Source organism: Clostridium sp., assembly GCF_051278035.1.
In the GTDB taxonomy this organism is placed as follows: domain Bacteria; phylum Bacillota; class Clostridia; order Clostridiales; family Clostridiaceae; genus Clostridium_AD.
The window spans coordinates 1-17,926 of the sequence record NZ_JBNMNU010000031.1 but is presented as its reverse complement, the minus strand read 5'-3'; the positions used below and the strand labels follow the sequence as shown (position 1 = coordinate 17,926).

The window sequence follows — 17,926 nt, the reverse complement described above, 5'->3', positions numbered from 1 at the left end:
TTGGTGAAAATCATATAAAAATTAGTTAAGTTACAATATAGACTTTCCAAACCCGCACGCCACGCGAGTGACACCATGTATTTATTTTACAGCATTCTTTATTCCTACAGCAAAATCATAAACTCTTTTTATTATATCTTCCTGTGCTCCACCTTCAGCCAGCAATTTTATTATTGCGCTTCCCACAATAATAGCTTCACAATATGGGGCATAGGCCTCTGCCATTTCAGCACTAGAAATACCAAAACCAAGGGCCCTTGGCATGTTTGTATAGCCTTTGATTAGATTCATATATTCCTTTATATCTGTATTAATATTTTGCCTTGTGCCCGTTACTCCATTCACAGAAACACAATATACAAACCCTTTCGCCATATTAGTTATCGCACTAATTCTAGCTTTGGAAGTTGGAGCTACCATTGGTATTATGCAGATGTCGTATTTATCAGCAATTTCTATTACTTCAGCCCTCTCTTCTAATGGAAGATCAGGAATGATTAAACCATCAACGCCAACCTTCTGGCACTGTTTTAAGAATCTTTCAAGTCCGTATTTGAATATTGAGTTATAATAAAGCAAATATACTAGTGGAATCTGTGTTTTTTCTCTTATTTCACTTACTTTTTCCATAATTGAACTGATTTTAGTACCGCCTGCTAAAGCTCTTGTAGAGGAAGCTTGTATCACGGGACCATCTGCCATAGGGTCAGAATAAGGAACTCCGATTTCTATTATATCCGCCCCAGCTTTTTCAAGGGCTATAACTAATTTTAAGGTGGTATCTAAATTCGGATCACCAGCAGTTATGAAAGGAATAAAGGCTTTTTCGTTTTTTTCCTTAAGATAATTAAATCGTTCAACTATTCTATTCATAGTTTCACCCCCATTAAAGCTGCGACAGTATTTATATCCTTATCGCCTCGTCCAGAAAGATTAATAATTATTATTTTATCCTTAGGTAACTCTTTCGCTAGCTTCATAACATAAGCAATCGCATGAGCACTTTCTATAGCGGGAATTATCCCCTCTACTTTTGAAAGCTCCATGAAGGCATCGATAGCCTCATCATCTGTAGCCGAGACATATTGTGCCCTGTTAATGTCATATAAATGTGCATGTTCCGGTCCTACCCCTGGGTAATCAAGCCCCGCCGATATTGAATATACAGGCATTATTTGACCATCCGCATCTTGAAGTACATAAGTCTTCATTCCGTGAATTATGCCTATGTTGCCCTTGGATATCGTTGCGGCATGCTTCTCGGTATTTAGCCCTTTTCCTGCAGCTTCAACTCCGACAAGTTTTACAGCACTATCATTAATAAAAGGATAAAATATACCCATAGCATTGCTTCCACCACCAATGCAAGCTACAATATAATCTGGTAGTCTATTTTCTTTGAATAATATTTGTCTCCTTGCCTCATCTCCAATAACCCTTTGAAAATCTCTTACCATAGTTGGATATGGATGTAATCCAACGGTAGACCCTATAACATAAAAAGTATCCTCCACATTTGCAACCCAGTTTTTCATAGCTTCGTTTACTGCATCTTTCAAAGTACAGGTGCCTGTGGTAACAGAAGTAACCTTAGCGCCAAGTATTTTCATTTTGAAAACATTCAAAGACTGTCTTCGTATGTCTGCCTCCCCCATAAATACCTCACAGGGAAGCCCAAACATAGCAGCTACTGTGGCTGTAGCAACTCCATGTTGACCTGCTCCGGTTTCTGCAATTATTCTTTTCTTTCCCATTCTTATTGCTAGTAGTATCTGACCTAGTGCATTATTAATTTTATGAGCTCCTGTATGGTTTAAATCCTCTCTTTTTAAATATATTTTTGCTCCGCCTAACTTTTTTGTAAGATGCTCTGCATAGTATAGTGGAGTTTCCCTTCCTGAGTAGTCCTTTAGGTAATATCTATATTTCTCCATAAACTCCGGGTCTAAAATCGCCTTTTCATATTCCTCTTCAAGCTCTATAACTGCACTCATAACTGTTTCTGGAGCGTATTGTCCTCCGAATTTTCCAAATTTACCTTTCATGTAATTCCCTCACCTTCCTAATAAATTTTTTCATCTTTTCATAATCTTTAAATCCCTGTGTCTCTACACCGCTGGATACATCCACCCCGTAAGGTGTAAGCTGTATTATTCCCTGTGCTACATTTTCACTAGTTAATCCAACAGCTAGCATTATTTGTGATCCTTTAACCTTTTGTTGTACAAGTTCCCATTTAAATATTTCCCCAGAACCTGAAATACTATTATCCAAAAGAAATTTCTCACATTTGTAATTTTTAACTTCAGATATACTCTTCGAACTAATAATTTTTATAGCTTTCCAAATCTCAAAACCCTTAAACTTATTAATATATGCCTGAGTTTCATGTCCATGAAACTGAAGAACCTGAAGCTTTAGCTTTTCTGCAATTTCTAATACTTTTAACGGTTCCTCATCCATGTTCACTCTTCTTTTACTTTCAGCAAAGACAAAGCCTACATGTTCTACCTGGAGCTTATTTAAATATTCTATATCTTCAGGCCTTCTAATTCCACAAATCTTAATTTTAGTCATGGCAAGCCCCTTGATATGCTCCTACAATGTCCGGATTTCTCATAAAAGATTCTCCAATAAGCACAGCATCAGCTCCAATTGACCTTAAATACATAAGATCACTAATAGAACTTATTCCACTTTCAGATACAACGATTTTATCTTTTGGTATATACTTCATTAGTTTTTCTGTAGTGTGTATATCAACATGAAAATCGTTTAAATCCCTATTGTTTATGCCAATTATATTACATCCACATTCTAGCGAAAGCTCTACTTCAGCTCTATCATGTACCTCTACCAAGCAATGAAGACCCAGGGATGTTGCAAGTTCATAATAAGCCTTTAGTTTATCCTTAAGTATTGCAGCTATTAACAACACAGCATCTGCGGAAAGTTCAATAGATTGATAAATTTGATACTTATCTACAATAAAATCTTTTCGCAATATAGGTCTAGTAGAATTCTCTTTAACCAATTTTATATAACCATTATTTCCCAAGAAATATTTCTTCTCTGTTAAAACTGAAATAGCATCCACTCCATACTTTTCATAGTTTAGTGCAGTCCTTACGGGCTCAAAATTCTTATCAATAATTCCCTTTGAAGGGGATGCCTTTTTCACTTCACCTATAATTGATAATCCATTTGTCTTAAGTACTGATTCAAAATTTCTTATTTTCCTAGATTCTGTATTCATTAGACTGTGCACAGGTCTTTCGATTTTTTCTCTTTCAATCTGAATGATTTTATCTCGAATTATTTCATCTAATATATTCATGATAATCTTAGCTCCTGAAGCTTGCGATAAGCCCTGCCTGTGTCAAGTAATTCCTTAGCTAAGGTTACTCCTTCTTTTAAGCTATCACATTTTTTCCCTACATATAATGCTGCCGCTGCGTTTATTACAATAATATCTCTTTTAGGACCTTTTTCGCCGTTTAAGATACTCAATATTATATTTGCATTATCCTTTATAGTTCCACCAAGTATCTCCATGGCAGTTGCTCTTTTAATACCAAATTCTTCTGGATATATATTATAATTCGATACAATACCATCCCTTAATTCACTTACGAAGGTTAATCCCGTAGTAGTTATTTCATCTAGCCCATCTATGCCATGTACTACAAGTGCCTTCTCTACTCCAAGTTTTTCTAAAACTTTAGCCAAGGGGTTAGTTAGTTCTTCACTAAAGACTCCAATGGTTTGACCACGTACAAACGCTGGATTTGTGAGAGGTCCTAAAATATTGAAAATAGTTCTAGTCCCTATTTCCCTTCTTGCTACTGCAGCATTTTTCATAGCCAAATGATAAGTTTGAGCAAATAGAAAAGCCATGCCTTTTTCGTCGATTAATTTTACTGCAGCGCTAGGCTCTACATTTATATTAATTCCAAGTTCAGATAGCACATCAGCGCTTCCACTTTTACTAGAAACCGCCCTATTGCCATGTTTGGCCACTTTAACTCCCCCAGCTGCTGCTATTATTGCGCAAGCACTGGATATATTAAAGGTCTTACCACCGTCACCACCAGTTCCACAGGTATCAATAGCGTACTCACTTTTTAAAGTTAAACACTTTGCATTATCTCTCATTGCCCTTGCACAACCTGTTATCTCCTCTATTGTTTCCCCCTTCATTCTTAACCCCACAAGAAAACCTCCTATTTGAGCTTGCGTAGCCTCACCTTTCATTATTCCAGTCATAAAAATATAAGCTTCCTCCTCTGTTAGGTTCTCCTTAGATATGATTTTACTAATCACCATTTTTAATATTACAAATCACCTCCACAAAGTTTTTAATTATCATTTTTCCTTCTTCCGTAAATATCGATTCCGGATGAAATTGAAGTCCATATACCTGGAATTCTTTATGCGCAAGTCCCATTATTAAGCCATCCTGTGTTTCTGCAGTTATCTTTAATACTTCTGGAAGTGTACTTCTTTCAACAACTAATGAGTGATATCTCATCACTTTTAAATTGTCATTCAAATCTTTAAATAAGTCTTTTCCATTATGTTTAATAATAGAGGTTTTCCCATGCTTTATTTCCGGTGCACCTATAACTTTTCCACCATAGACATGCCCTATGGCTTGATGTCCTAAACATATTCCCTTAATTGGTATTACACCTCCAAAAGCTTTTATAACTTTAATACAAAGGCCTGCATTTTCAGGTCTTCCTGGTCCTGGAGAAATAACAATGCCTTCTAATGCCAGCTTTTTTAATCCATCAATTGTGAACTCATCATTTCTTAATACTTTTACATCCTTATATACTTCTCCTACATATTGGTATAGGTTATAGGTAAAAGAATCGTAATTATCAATTATTAAAATCATTACAATACCTCCGTTAGAGCCATAGTTTTATTTAGTGTTTCAGCGTATTCAGACTCAGGCACTGAGTCATAGACTATTCCTGCTCCTGCTTGAACATAAGCGAAATCATCTTTGAATACTATGGTTCTTATGGCTATGCAAGTATCCATATCACCATCATAAGAAAAATAACCAATAGCTCCTGAATATATACCACGGCGCACATTTTCAAGTTCATCGATAATCTCCATAGCTCTTATCTTTGGCGCCCCAGAAACTGTCCCTACTGGCATGCAAGATGAAAGTGCACTAAAGCAATTTAATCCACTCCTTAAAGTCCCTGATACCTTGGAGCATATATGCATTACATGAGAAAACATTTCCACCTCCATAAACTTATCTAATCTTACAGATCCAAATTCACTAATTTTACCTATATCATTTCTACCTAAATCTACTAACATTAAATGTTCTGCTCTTTCCTTATCATCCTTTAACAATTCCTCTGCTAGTTTTTGATCTTCCTTTGAATTGCTACCTCTTGGCCTTGTACCCGCAATAGGATTTGTTATTACCTTGTCATTTTTAACTTTAACCAAACTTTCTGGAGAAGCTCCGGCAATCTTATAATCTTCAAAATCTAGATAAAACATATATGGAGATGGATTACTGCGCCGAAGTTCCCTGTATACTTCAAATGAGTCTACATTATTTTTAATTTTGAGCCTTTGAGATAACACCACTTGGAACACATCTCCGGAGGCTATATACTGCTTTGCCTTATTAACAATGTTACAAAAATCATCTTTATCATAATTAGAAATAATCTGTTTGTTTTGTGAAGTATTAGATAATTTATGACTCGGACGCTCTTCATTTATCAATATCTTCATTTTATTTAGTTTAACTAAAACAGTATTATAATCCTCATCCTCTGTGGGGAACACATTGTGAACTAACAGTATGGTGTTCTTTAAATGATCAAAGCATATGAAATCTCTATAGAAAAGCAAAGAGGCCTCTGGTAAATTAAGCTCGTCCGGGTTACTATCAGGCAATTTCTCATATTGTCTAATTACGTCATAACCAATATACCCTATTGACCCTCCAATGAAAGGTAGCTCTAAATCTAATCTTTCATAAGTTCTAAGTAAATGGTCTTTCGCATAGTCCAGTATCTTACCTTTTTCTCTCCTTATTTTTCCCCCTTTTGTGACAATTATATTTTCCCCTCGACTACTGATCCTCATATAAGGATTACTTCCCATAAAAGAGTACCTTCCCTCATCGCTGGAATTTGAAGCACTTTCTAATAAAAACTTATATTCCCCACACAATTTATAAAAAATATTTACCGGTGTGAATTCATCACCATTCATTTTAATGAATATTGGGAAAATTGCATTTAATTTTTTTTTACTCTTAAATTCACTTTCATTAAAATTGACCATTATAATTACCCCCTGTTATTTTTTTAAACACAAAAAACACCTCATCCACTAATGGGACGAAGTGACCGCGGTGCCACCCATATTAGCTATTGTGCTACAAAAAAAACAAAAACATCCCATCCCACTAAAGGACGAAATGTAAAATTTCGTTGTACCACCTAAATAACTATCTTTATCAGGTACAGATTTCTCGATACCCTGTCCATATAACGGTAGACCCTCCGGTTAATGCTACTACTACTTCGCACCACATCTCACAGAACCATTCAATAACGGCTACAGTACCTAGCTTTCACCACCCTAGATTCGCTTAAACTAAATTCCATTATTTACTCTTTCTGCTCATTGATATTGCTGTTATGATACATCTTTAATTAAGACTTGTCAACAAATATTCGAGAATTAATATTTTATCTTAATGAAATATTAAAATACAGCAGGTAATTATATGTTGAAAATTGTAGAACATCTATTTTTAATCTCACCACAATATAACAAATAAAATACTATGTTTATGATATAATTACAAACGTAGTAAATTATCCTTAATTTGGGAATAAATACTATATTTAAGCAATATAATTATATTACTCAAGCTTTTTGCTGAGTTTGTTAGAAAGTATAAACGGAATCATGACCATTAATATTTTAGCGAGAGGGGATTATATGGAATTAAATACGTTAGAACGAGAGATGCTAATTGACATTTACGATGCTGATAATTTGCCAGGAATGTCATTTGAAATTGAAAATTATAAATTAACAGAGGAAGACGAAAAAGACAAGAAACAAGAATTTGCTTTCTATTTAGGAATACTAAAAAAATCTGGCTTTATAAAATATAAGGAAGATGAAGCCTTTTCAAAAAGTGGAATTCGTAGCACAAAATATAATAATAATGTAACTATTATTAATGAGGAAAAAGTGCACATAGATTACAAAGGAACAAAATTAGTAGAACTTTATAATTACAATAGTGCAGAGAATCAAAAAGAAATGTTCATATGTAGTTAGAAAAGTTTTATAAGAAGAATAATATTAGTAGCGCTAATACTCACATGTATTAGTGCTGTTTTTTTTATTATCTTCAATATACTTTCCTTCCAATTTATTTCACCTCTTTAATTCCTAGGTAATATGCACCTTTTGCTGATGAAACATCTTCATCATAAAGCTTACTTTCTATGTTATTTATACGGAGTTCATTAATAAATTCATCTTTAACAATCTGAATTTTAGTTATGATACTTCCCTTTATTGCTAATGGAATTTCACCCTTAATCCCTAATAATTTAATTGCTCTAATAGTATTTTGAGCTAAATCCACACCTGCATTTTTTAATATCTGAGTACAGATATTATCGCCAATCTCACATATTTTTAAAACTACAGGTACTAATGAAGCAATTTCACCTTTATTTGAATTATAAACAAATTGTAATAGTTCTTCTCTATTTTCACAGTTTGTACTTTTAAAAATCTCTTTTGTTAAGCTGCTATCAGCAAGTCCCAGATCATTTTCTAAGAAAACACTTCTAATAGCCTCCATTGCTATAAAATATCCACTACCTTGGTCCCCTATTAAGTGACCCCATCCACCAACTCTTACAGATGAGCCATTATCTTTCCCAATTGTAATAGATCCGGTACCTGAAATAGTCATTATGCCGTCATTTCCTTTTAGAAGTGCACTTAATGCTAACTCACCATCATTAATAACTTTTATAGGGCAATTAAATTTCTTTTTTAAAAACTGCTGAATTACTGTCTTATTTTCTCCTGCCTCACACCCTGCAAGTCCTAAACACATGTATACACAATTATCTAATGATAATTGTTTTGTACATTCTGATATGGATAGCTGTATATTATTAAGGGCTAGATCTTTATCTATAAGTATATTCCCAAGACCTGCATATCCTCTTTCAATCTCACTACCATCTAAAGCATAGGCTATAGCTTCAGTCTTGGTTCCACCTCCATCCACACCTAATATATATTTCGTTTCCATAATAACTAATGCATCCTGCCGCGTCATATTTACCTCCTTTGCATAGACATTACTATTTAAAATAGTGTAATTATCTGTTTAGCAACCATTTAAGTACCAAAATCCCATTATCTAGTTGTTTAGTTGAACTAATAATACTGATTACCTTATTTTCTGTATCATACCCCATATCTTTAAGTATCTCGATACCCTCCACATTTATAGCATACACTTCCATTTTATTGTCACCTGCCCTAGCTTCAAGCTTTTCATTTTTTATAGAAGCTAAATTTAGGCTGGGAGTATTATCTAGTCTTAATAATATATCCTGCTGAGCTAATGTTTCAAATATGTTTTTATCCATAATTACAATATCAAGGTCTTCAACAGAGAGCATAGCCATAAACCTCTGCATATATTCAACTGGCATTATATCTGCGGGATTATTTGAACTAGCTGGTGGTATTATATCAACAATAGCCTGTTTTCTAATTGCTCCGTCACTCACGACAATACTTGTAAGCTTATTTTCTAAATCATTTTCTTATTAACATCTACCACGTTTCCAATCACCGTTAAATTAAATACATAATCAATTTTGGTAAGTTGACTATGTATAAGAGAACCCACTATACATATAATTGCTATTGTTCCTATAATATGCACTTTGTAATAATCCCAAATATATTCAGCTTTCTTTTTCTTGCTCATGCTTTTTAAGTCAACCATAATCCTTCCCCCCTTAAAAATTTATTTATGCATATAAAAACTACTGAAATACTTATATATATTTCAGTAGTTACATTTACTATTCTAGAGAATTTTTATTTTAAATCACTAATGAAATTAGGAAGATCAAAACAAGATTTCGCAATTTTTTTTGTTAAGTAACGAGTTTTTAATGGCAATCTATTTACGTCCATATCAATAGGGTCATAAACATCTGAAGCCATAGTAAAACTCCATAATCCTCCTGGATATGTAGGAACAAATGCTATATATGTGGTTACAAATTTAAAGTTATTCTTTAATATCTTTCTTGTATTCTCGATAATATTTCGATGAAGCATTGGAGATTCACTCTGACATACCATTACTCCGTCAGGATTCATTGATTTTTTTACATTTTTATAAAATTCTTCTCCAAACAAATCCTTAGCTGGTCCCTCAGGATCAGGTGAATCAACCATTATTACGTCATACTTAATATCAGTAGTCTTTACATATTCAACACCGTCTCCGAATTTAAAATTGATTCTTTTATCAAATTCAGAAGCCCCCGTTATCAGTGGAAGAAATTTTATGCATTCTTCTGTTACTAGTTCGTCAAGCTCCACCATATCGATTGTTTCAAGTTCCTCATACTTTGATAACTCTCTTACTGCTCCACAGTCTCCTCCACCTATCACCAAAACATTTCGTGGTTTTTTATGAGTAAGTACTGGAATATGCGTAATCATTTCATTGTATATAAAACCATCTGCAGAGGTGGTCTGCATTACACCATCAAGCACAAGACAAGGTCCAAATGCTGCAGTATCAATCAAAGCTACCTCTTGATAAGGCGATTTTGAATAAGAAAAACATTTGTTTATTTTATAAGTTATTTTTAAATTCTTCTTTTCAACCTCAACTTCCTCAAACCATAGTTCATTATCTATTTCTTTAAAATACTTTGGTAATTCATCCATTTTCATAATAATTCCTCCAATATAGTAACTATATCTATCTTTTATGTTATGATTTTTGTTGATAAATTTGTTTATCCCAATTATATCATACATAATTTAAATTTCAACTTGAACGTACCAGTGTTTCGTTGCGCCAACAAAGGAGATAAAGCAAGGCCTTATCTCCTTTGTGTTCAGTATAAACCTTACTGTTTTCCTAATCCTATTTTAAATTTATTAGAAGTTCCCCGGACTTTACTTGTTGTCCTTCCTTAACATTAATCGACTCAACCACACCTGCAGTAGAGGCGCTTACTCGCGTCTCCATCTTCATAGCCTCAACTGTCATTAGTGGTTGATTCTCAGTCACTGTATCCCCTTCTTTTACAAGAATGGCTAAAACAACTCCAGGTATTGGCGCTCCGATCTCTAATGGATTAGATGAATCCGCCATTTCTGACGTTTCAAATTCTTGCAATTTTTTATTATGTCTATCTTTTATTTTTATTTCTCTTCTATTTCCATCCACCTCAAAAGCAACAACTTTGTTACCTTCCACATCTAATTTACCTATTTTAAGAAGCTTTATCATATAAGCTTTTCCATCAGCAATTTCAGCTTCACAAGTTTCACCCACATTTAACCCATGGAAATAAACGTCACTTCCGATTCTACTTAAATCTCCAAACTCCTTTGTATACTTTATATAGCCCTCAAATACCTCAGGATATAATGAATAGCTTAATAAATCTCTTTTGTCTGGGGTAATATTGTGCTTCTCTATTAAGTGTTTTTCTATTTTACTAAAATCCTCATCAGGAAGTAATTCACCAGGTCTACATGTAATTGGCGTCTCTCCCTTTAAAACTAAATTCTGAAGTTTTTCTGGAAAACCACCTATTGGTTGACCCATCATTCCTTTAAAATAAGCCACAACGGAATCTGGAAACGATATATTAGTTGCCTTTTGGTATATATTTTCTGGTGTAAGATCATTTTGAACCATAAATATTGCAAAATCTCCAACCATTTTAGAGGATGGTGTTACTTTAACAATATCCCCTACCATATCATTTACAACTTTATACATTTCTTTTATTTCACTAAATTTATGGGAAAGTCCGAAACTTTCCACCTGAGGTTTCAAATTAGAGTATTGACCTCCTGGAATCTCATAACGATAAATTTCAGCGGAACCAGATTTGAGTCCCGATTCAAACTTATGATAAACTGGTCTTACTGCATCCCAATAATCTGAAACCTTCTGAATTCCTTTGAGTTCTATGCCAGTGTCTCTATCAGTATTTGTAAGTGCTGCAACAACCGAGTTCAAAGCAGGTTGACTTGTAAGTCCTGACATACTATTAAAAGCAGTATCCACAATGTCAACGCCGGCCTCTACTGCCATAAGAACTGTTGCAACACCATTGCCTGTAGTGTCATGAGTATGGAGATGTATAGGCATTCCAACTTCTTTCTTGAGTGCATCTATTAATTTAAAAGCAGCATGAGGTTTTAGTAGTGCTGACATATCTTTTATTCCTAAAATATGTGCCCCTGTTTTTTCAATTTCCTTCGCTAGCTTAATATAATAATCTAAATTATATTTGTCCTTTTTGTCATTTAAGATATCCCCTGTGTAACAAATGCAAGCTTCTGCAACTTTGCCACTTTTAACAACTTCATCTATAGAAACTTCCATTCCTTTTAGCCAATTTAAAGAATCAAAAATCCTAAAAACATCAATGCCTGTATTTGCAGATTCTTTAATAAATTCACGAATTATATTATCAGGATAATTTTTATAACCTACTGCATTTGCACCACGTAGTAGCATCTGGAAAAGCACATTAGGAACCCTCGATCGTAGTTCTACTAGCCTTTCCCAAGGGGATTCATTTAAAAAACGATATGCTACATCAAAAGTAGCTCCCCCCCACATATCTAGTGAAAACAAATCTGATCCATATATAGATGTAGCTTTTGCTATCTTTAACATATCCTTTGTTCTTACTCTAGTTGCCATTAAGGATTGATGAGCATCTCTCATGGTAGTGTCCGTAAGCAATAATTTATTCTGACTATTAATCCATTTTATAAGCCCCTTAGTTCCTTGCATATCTAAAATCTGTTTTGTCCCACTCAATGTTTCAGGAATTATAATTTTAGGGACTACAGGAACATCATAAAGGTTTTTAATTCCATTAGTTTCATTTACTACTTTTTCTCCGATAAATTTTAACACTCTATTTTCTTCATCTGCCTTAGGTTCAATAGATATTAAATCAGTATTTTCCTCAATGAAGTCTGTATTACATTCACCCTTTAAAAAAATAGGATGATTCAATACATTAATTAAAAAGCCTATATTGGTCTTTACTCCTGTAATTTTAGTTTCTTCCACAGCTCTTATAGACTTCTTTATAGCATCCTTAAAGGTTCTTGACCATGAAATGTTTTTGACCAAAAGGCTATCATAGTAAGGGCTAATTATAGCTCCTGCAAACCCATTACCACCATCTAGCCTTATTCCAAATCCAGAACCTGTTCTATATTCTTCTATTTTCCCAGTATCAGGTGCAAAATTATTGGAAGGATCCTCTGTTGTTATCCTACATTGAATAGAATAGCCGCAAACTTTAACATCTTCTTGAGAAACAATTCCTATTTCTTGAGAATTTAGTGCATAATCCTCTGCTATTAGTATTTGACTTTGAACTATATCAATTCCCGTTACCATTTCTGTAACGGTATGTTCAACTTGAATTCTTGGATTCATTTCTATAAAATAGTGGTTTCCATGCATATCCACTAAAAACTCCAAGGTTCCCGCACTTATATAATTTACTGATTTAGCTATTTTTATGGCATCACTACAGATTTCTTTCCTTTTTTCTTCAGGTATTGAAAAAGCAGGAGTATACTCTACCACCTTCTGATGTCTTCTTTGAATAGAACAATCCCTTTCGTGTAAATGAACGATATTACCAAATTTATCTCCAAGAACCTGTACTTCTATATGCTTAGACTTTTCAAGATATTTCTCTATAAAAAGGAGGTCAATACCAAATGCTTTCTTTGCTTCACTCCTAGCACTTCTATACGCGGAAGCAAGTTCATCTTCACTTCTTACAATTCTCATACCACGTCCGCCACCACCAGCAACAGCTTTTAGCATAACCGGATATCCACATTTCGTTGCCAGTTTCTTTGCATCATCTATTGTTTCAATATTTTTTTCATCACCAGGTATAGTTGGAACCCCTACTGCTTTTGCTACAATTTTAGATTTGATTTTGTCTCCAAGTTTATCCATCATTTCCGCGGTAGGTCCTATAAATTCAATACCTGCGCTAGCACATTGTTTTGCAAATTCAGGGTTTTCTGACAAAAATCCATAACCAGGGTGAATGGCATCCACACCTTTTTTAAGTGCAATACTAATTACTTCCTCAATATCTAGGTAAGCCTCAACAGGACTTCTATTTTCTCCAATTAAATAAGCTTCATCTGCCTTAGTTTTAAACAGTGAATATTTATCCTCATTAGAATAAATTGCCACCGTTCGAATTCCAAGTTCATGACATGCTCTAAAAATTCTTATGGCAATTTCGCCTCTGTTTGCTACTAGTACTCGTTTAAATTTCTTCACTTTACATACCCCCTATTTAACCTTTAACTAGCTTTATTATTCATTAACATTATTTAATAGAATACATGATTTTTAATTAAAATACAATTTTATTTTTTTCTCACCGTCATATTATTTATAATAATAGTAAAAGATAGCTTTAAGTATAATCATTTGCATTTTAAGTGAAAATAGAATTTTTCGCAATACATAGTTACTATAACTATGTATTGAATTGTTAATATTTATATGCTATATTATTAATATACAATATATGAATAAAGTATATCAATTTATACGTTATAATTAAATTTTATGGAGGTTAATTATGGAAATAAAAGATAGTTACATTTTTGTAACCTTTGGTGATTCTATTACAAGAGGAATTATTTATGATGATATAAAATCTAAGTATACACCTTCAAAAGAAAACTTTACTAGCATCATTTCTGATAAAATAAAAGGTCAAGTATACAATGCCGGTAAATTTGGTAATACCATTATGCGTGGCGCAAGTAAGATGTATAATGATGTGATCAAAAAATCACCTGATGTTGTTTTAATAGAATTTGGCGGTAATGACTGTGACTATAACTGGGATGACATTGCTAAAAATCCTGACATGGATTATAAACCAAATACTGATATTTCTACTTTTCGTGAAACCCTACTCACAATGATAGAAACCTTAAACACTAATCACATATTACCTATGCTTATGACTTTGCCACCACTGGACCCACTAAAATATTTTAAATGGGTTGCAAAAGAAGATTCTTCTGCTGAGCAAAACATTTTACATTGGTTAGGTACAAAGGATAATATTTTTAACTGGCATAGTTCATATAACAATATAATCACTGAGGTAGCTAATGCAACTAATACTGTACTTATAGATGTAAGATCAGAGTTTTTAAAGTTCAGTGATTACACTCAGTTCTTATGTAAAGATGGGATACATCCAAATATGGGTGGTCAATCATTAATAGCAACTGTAATACTTAAATTTATGGATGATAACTATAATTTTTTACTACAACCTTAACTGTCAACACTTGTACCCCTCTTGTTGTTAAGTAAACACAAAAATAAACGATAATATAATAAGATAAAATAATAATGACAAAGGGGGAAGTATATAGACATATGAATATCATTGGAATTAAAGAGACAACCACCTCAAATTATGCAATTACAAATGATACAAAGAAAGTAGTTTCTAAAAATGATGGAAATAATGATACTTCAAAAATCCAAGGGACATCGCTAGATTTAAAAACTGATACATTTGTTAAATCTACAGAAAAAGACGAAGCAAATTCAACCTATAAGCCTCTAAGAAAAAAACTTTCTACAGAAGAAGTTAAAGCTTTAAAAGTGGACCAGGCAAATTTTAAAACAGATCTCATAAAAAAATTCATACAGGATACAATAAATAGTCAGAATAGTCTACTTGGAAGCTCAATGCAAAATGAGACAAAAGAAATACCAAAACAAACTGCGAATTTACTCACTAAAATATTTGGTTCTGTAGAAAATGCATACCCAAAACTGGAAACAACTCCAGAAGGCGCTACTAAAGCAATAGAAGAAGGTGGCGCATATTCTATAAACGCGGTGGCAGATCGTATAATGACTATGGCAAAAGCTATAGCTGGAGATGACCCAAAAAAATTACAACAAATGAGAGCCGCTACAGAAAAAGGATTTTCGGAGGCAGGCTTAGAATTTAATAAAGCAACAGAAAGTGAGTTACCTCAGATTTGTAAAGATACCTATACTGAGGTCATGAAAAGGTTTGATGAATTGCAGAATAATAACGAGTAATAAACTATAGCTCTTAAGATTAATAATCTTAAGAGCTATTTTTCCAGTTCTTGACATAACAACATGCTTGCAATACAATATAGTTACTAAGATGCATTACAAGGTAGGTGATATTAAATGGCAAATTGTTCTCAGCTATTGAAAGGAATTTTAGAAGGTTGTATTTTGAAAATAATTTTACAAAAGGAAACTTATGGATATGAATTATACAGTTCACTAAAAACCAGTGGTTTTGATGATCTATCTGAAGGAACTTTATATCCCCTGCTAATTAGACTAGAAAAAAATGGTTTGTTATCATCAATTAGCAGGGATTCCCCGCTGGGACCAAAACGAAAATACTATTCTCTTACTAAATTAGGGGAACAGGAATTTTTAGATTTTTGTAACTCCTGGGATAAAATTTCAAAATCAGTTAATAAGATATTGGGGGAAGAATTAAATGATTAAAACAAGTGCATTAATTAAGCAATTAAATAAATCAGCTAAAACCTTATCTCTAGAAAATAAAAAAGTATTTGATGACATTATACTTTATATGAGGATGTCTAATATAAAAATAAAAGATTCAGAAGAATTTCTTCAACAGATACTAGACAGCTTTTTAAATGCAGAGCAGCAAGGTGTAAGTATTGAAAGTGTGTTAGGCACGCCTGATATTAAACATTACTGTGAAGATATAGTAAATACCTATAAAGCAAGCTATAATTATTTATCACGTTGTAGTGATTATGTTATGTTCACAGGGCAGTTTATAATAATACTATCAATTATTAATTATATTATACAAAATTTTAATATGTTTATAAGTCATGGGGCTAATAATTTATCCTTTTATTTAAACTTTGATCCAGAATTAATTTTTCAATTTTTGATTGTAGCTCCTGTGGTAAGTGCTGGTATGCATTACCTTAAAAAAGACTGTTTTAAGAAACCTTCTAAGGTTAGTAAAATAAAAGAATATTTTATACTTTGGGTATTAAATATTTTATTAATTTGTATAATGGTTGCTTTTTTAATGTTTGTAGATAATATAATATTATTTAGATTAAATATAATTATATTTCTTATTATTGGGATTGCTTTATATTTCATAGGTAATTATTTTTCAGAAAAATAACGAATATATATATTGATAAAAAATAATGATACAAGTTATAATACATATATGTGAAATTATAAAATATAAACTGAGGAGGTGATTTCTAAATGTCAGATACGTGGATGTGTGTAAGTAATATAAAAGGCGCTACAGAGGGAAAGTTATTTTTAAGTAATGGAGACATTTCTAAAGATACAAAGCAAATTAGATTAATAAGAATGGATAGTGAAATAAGACTATTTGTAAGTTTTGAAGAAATAAATGATTTCTTTAAAAAGGTAGAAAATAGCACCACAATTTATGGCTTAAGGGCTTCAGAAAATTATTTCAATTCATTAAGGAAATTACTCCACCTGAATTTAAAGGTTACTTTAGGTTACAGTGAAATTAATTTAGATGTTTTTGACAATGATACTCTTTGTAGAATTTACACAGAATTATTATTATATCTTTATAAAATAAAATCAGATGAACTTCTTATACAATTTTCTACGACAATAAGATATCAATTAGAGTCTCTTAAGATGGTTTATGAAAATAAAGATATAGTTAATTTTGATGAAGAGTTTGAGCAAACAGCATTACAGTTTAAAAATATATACGAAATTTGCGATTCAATGAAATCGGAGGTTGAATCAATTGAAATAGATTATAGAAGTAAATTAATAAAAGAACGAATGAAAAAAAGAAGAGAAATAAATAGATTAAATTTATTAATGCTAGATGAGATTAAAGAAATGAAAAATTAGTATAACCTAGTTCTATAACTAAAATTAAAGGGATGGTACATGACATGTTAAAAGTACTCGCAATAAATTCAAGCAATAGGAAAATGAATACTTACGACCTAATTTCAGAGGTTAGTGAAATATTGAAAAGTTACAATATTGATATAGAAATAATAAATCTTTTTGATTATGATATTAAAGCTTGTATTGGTTGTGAGCATTGTTTAGTTAAAGGTGGATGCGTATTAGATGATCAGGTAGAAAATATTATGGATAAAATTATATATAGTGATGGATTAATTTTAACTTCGCCAGTTTATATGGAAAATGTATCTGGAAAGCTAAAGACATTTGTAGACAGAACCTGTAGATGGTTTCATCGCCCCCAAATTTATGGCAAACCAATTCTTGTAATTTCCACAACTAAAGGCTCTGGTCTTAACTCCACTTTGAAATATTTACAAAGAGTTGTAGTTCAATGGGGTGGATTTAATACTGGTAAAATAGGTAGAAATATTCGAACTATAAATAATAAAATCTCGCAAAGTGAATGCGAGAATTTTATTAGACATCTTAGTATGAGTAATGGAAACTATAAACCATCATTAAATTCGCTTATTAACTTTCAAGTTCAAAAGGTCCTCT

General features: G+C 32.6%; 19 protein-coding genes and 1 other annotated feature. Of the genes, 7 read left to right on the top strand and 12 right to left on the bottom strand.

Annotated features, from left to right (window positions below; all coding sequences use genetic code 11):
* Positions 1-81: 81 nt before the first annotated feature.
* From trpA to trpE, 7 genes are read right to left on the bottom strand one after another with little or no spacing between them, the layout of a single operon-like run.
* Positions 82-873 (bottom strand): tryptophan synthase subunit alpha, encoded by a 792-nt coding sequence (trpA, locus tag ACJAX4_RS06715; RefSeq protein WP_435788680.1) that lies wholly within the window; start codon positions 871-873, stop codon positions 82-84.
* Positions 870-2,045: a tryptophan synthase subunit beta gene (trpB, locus tag ACJAX4_RS06710; protein WP_435788679.1), complete on the bottom strand. Its 1,176-nt coding sequence runs from the start codon at positions 2,043-2,045 to the stop codon at positions 870-872. The genes trpA and trpB overlap by 4 nt, the downstream gene beginning before the upstream one ends.
* Positions 2,035-2,577, bottom strand: coding sequence for a phosphoribosylanthranilate isomerase (locus tag ACJAX4_RS06705; protein ID WP_435788678.1), 543 nt, complete (start codon positions 2,575-2,577; stop codon positions 2,035-2,037). The genes trpB and ACJAX4_RS06705 overlap by 11 nt, the downstream gene beginning before the upstream one ends.
* Positions 2,570-3,337, bottom strand: coding sequence for an indole-3-glycerol phosphate synthase TrpC (gene trpC / locus ACJAX4_RS06700; protein WP_435788677.1), 768 nt, complete (start codon positions 3,335-3,337; stop codon positions 2,570-2,572). The genes ACJAX4_RS06705 and trpC overlap by 8 nt, the downstream gene beginning before the upstream one ends.
* A complete protein-coding gene (trpD, locus tag ACJAX4_RS06695; protein WP_435788692.1) occupies positions 3,334-4,335 on the bottom strand; it encodes an anthranilate phosphoribosyltransferase in 1,002 nt (333 codons plus the stop codon). Before trpD ends, trpC begins: the two co-directional genes overlap by 4 nt.
* Entirely contained in the window at positions 4,316-4,903 is a 588-nt protein-coding gene (locus tag ACJAX4_RS06690; protein WP_435788676.1) for an anthranilate synthase component II, read from the bottom strand. Before ACJAX4_RS06690 ends, trpD begins: the two co-directional genes overlap by 20 nt.
* On the bottom strand, positions 4,903-6,333 hold the full coding sequence (gene trpE, locus ACJAX4_RS06685) for an anthranilate synthase component I (protein WP_435788675.1): 1,431 nt from the start codon (positions 6,331-6,333) through the stop codon (positions 4,903-4,905). Before trpE ends, ACJAX4_RS06690 begins: the two co-directional genes overlap by 1 nt.
* A 49-nt stretch (positions 6,334-6,382) precedes the next feature.
* Positions 6,383-6,688 (bottom strand) — a binding site (T-box leader).
* A gap of 311 nt (positions 6,689-6,999) precedes the next feature.
* Between trpE and ACJAX4_RS06680 the strand changes: the two genes are divergently transcribed.
* Positions 7,000-7,347 carry a hypothetical protein gene (locus ACJAX4_RS06680; RefSeq protein ID WP_435788674.1) on the top strand — a complete coding sequence of 116 codons (348 nt, stop codon included), beginning with the start codon at positions 7,000-7,002 and terminating at the stop codon, positions 7,345-7,347.
* A gap of 94 nt (positions 7,348-7,441) precedes the next feature.
* Here ACJAX4_RS06680 and ACJAX4_RS06675 read toward each other — a convergent pair whose 3' ends face one another.
* The 5 genes from ACJAX4_RS06675 to ACJAX4_RS06655 form a co-directional block, all read right to left on the bottom strand.
* A complete protein-coding gene (locus ACJAX4_RS06675; protein WP_435788673.1) occupies positions 7,442-8,371 on the bottom strand; it encodes a BadF/BadG/BcrA/BcrD ATPase family protein in 930 nt (309 codons plus the stop codon).
* A 43-nt stretch (positions 8,372-8,414) separates the two neighbouring features.
* Positions 8,415-8,831: a hypothetical protein gene (locus ACJAX4_RS06670; RefSeq protein ID WP_435788672.1), complete on the bottom strand. Its 417-nt coding sequence runs from the start codon at positions 8,829-8,831 to the stop codon at positions 8,415-8,417.
* Positions 8,832-8,854: 23 nt separating this feature from the next.
* Entirely contained in the window at positions 8,855-9,052 is a 198-nt protein-coding gene (locus ACJAX4_RS06665; RefSeq protein ID WP_435788671.1) for a hypothetical protein, read from the bottom strand.
* A 95-nt stretch (positions 9,053-9,147) separates the two neighbouring features.
* A complete protein-coding gene (speE, locus tag ACJAX4_RS06660) occupies positions 9,148-10,020 on the bottom strand; it encodes a polyamine aminopropyltransferase (RefSeq protein WP_435788670.1) in 873 nt (290 codons plus the stop codon).
* Positions 10,021-10,216: 196 nt separating this feature from the next.
* Positions 10,217-13,645 carry a pyruvate carboxylase gene (locus ACJAX4_RS06655; RefSeq protein ID WP_435788669.1) on the bottom strand — a complete coding sequence of 1,143 codons (3,429 nt, stop codon included), beginning with the start codon at positions 13,643-13,645 and terminating at the stop codon, positions 10,217-10,219.
* A gap of 307 nt (positions 13,646-13,952) precedes the next feature.
* Here ACJAX4_RS06655 and ACJAX4_RS06650 point away from each other — a divergent pair, with 307 nt between their 5' ends.
* The 6 genes from ACJAX4_RS06650 to ACJAX4_RS06625 form a co-directional block, all read left to right on the top strand.
* Entirely contained in the window at positions 13,953-14,669 is a 717-nt protein-coding gene (locus tag ACJAX4_RS06650) for an SGNH/GDSL hydrolase family protein (RefSeq protein ID WP_435788668.1), read from the top strand.
* 101 nt (positions 14,670-14,770) lie between these two features.
* Positions 14,771-15,451, top strand: coding sequence for a hypothetical protein (locus ACJAX4_RS06645; RefSeq protein ID WP_435788667.1), 681 nt, complete (start codon positions 14,771-14,773; stop codon positions 15,449-15,451).
* A gap of 117 nt (positions 15,452-15,568) precedes the next feature.
* The gene (locus tag ACJAX4_RS06640; protein ID WP_435788666.1) at positions 15,569-15,901 is read left to right on the top strand and encodes a PadR family transcriptional regulator; all 333 of its coding nucleotides are present in this window, start codon (positions 15,569-15,571) and stop codon (positions 15,899-15,901) included.
* Positions 15,894-16,571 (top strand): DUF1048 domain-containing protein, encoded by a 678-nt coding sequence (locus tag ACJAX4_RS06635; RefSeq protein ID WP_435788665.1) that lies wholly within the window; start codon positions 15,894-15,896, stop codon positions 16,569-16,571. Before ACJAX4_RS06640 ends, ACJAX4_RS06635 begins: the two co-directional genes overlap by 8 nt.
* 89 nt (positions 16,572-16,660) lie before the next feature.
* The gene (locus tag ACJAX4_RS06630; protein WP_435788664.1) at positions 16,661-17,302 is read left to right on the top strand and encodes a hypothetical protein; all 642 of its coding nucleotides are present in this window, start codon (positions 16,661-16,663) and stop codon (positions 17,300-17,302) included.
* A 44-nt stretch (positions 17,303-17,346) separates the two neighbouring features.
* Positions 17,347-17,926 (top strand): flavodoxin family protein (locus tag ACJAX4_RS06625; protein ID WP_435788663.1); only part of this gene is annotated, 580 nt, incomplete at its 3' end.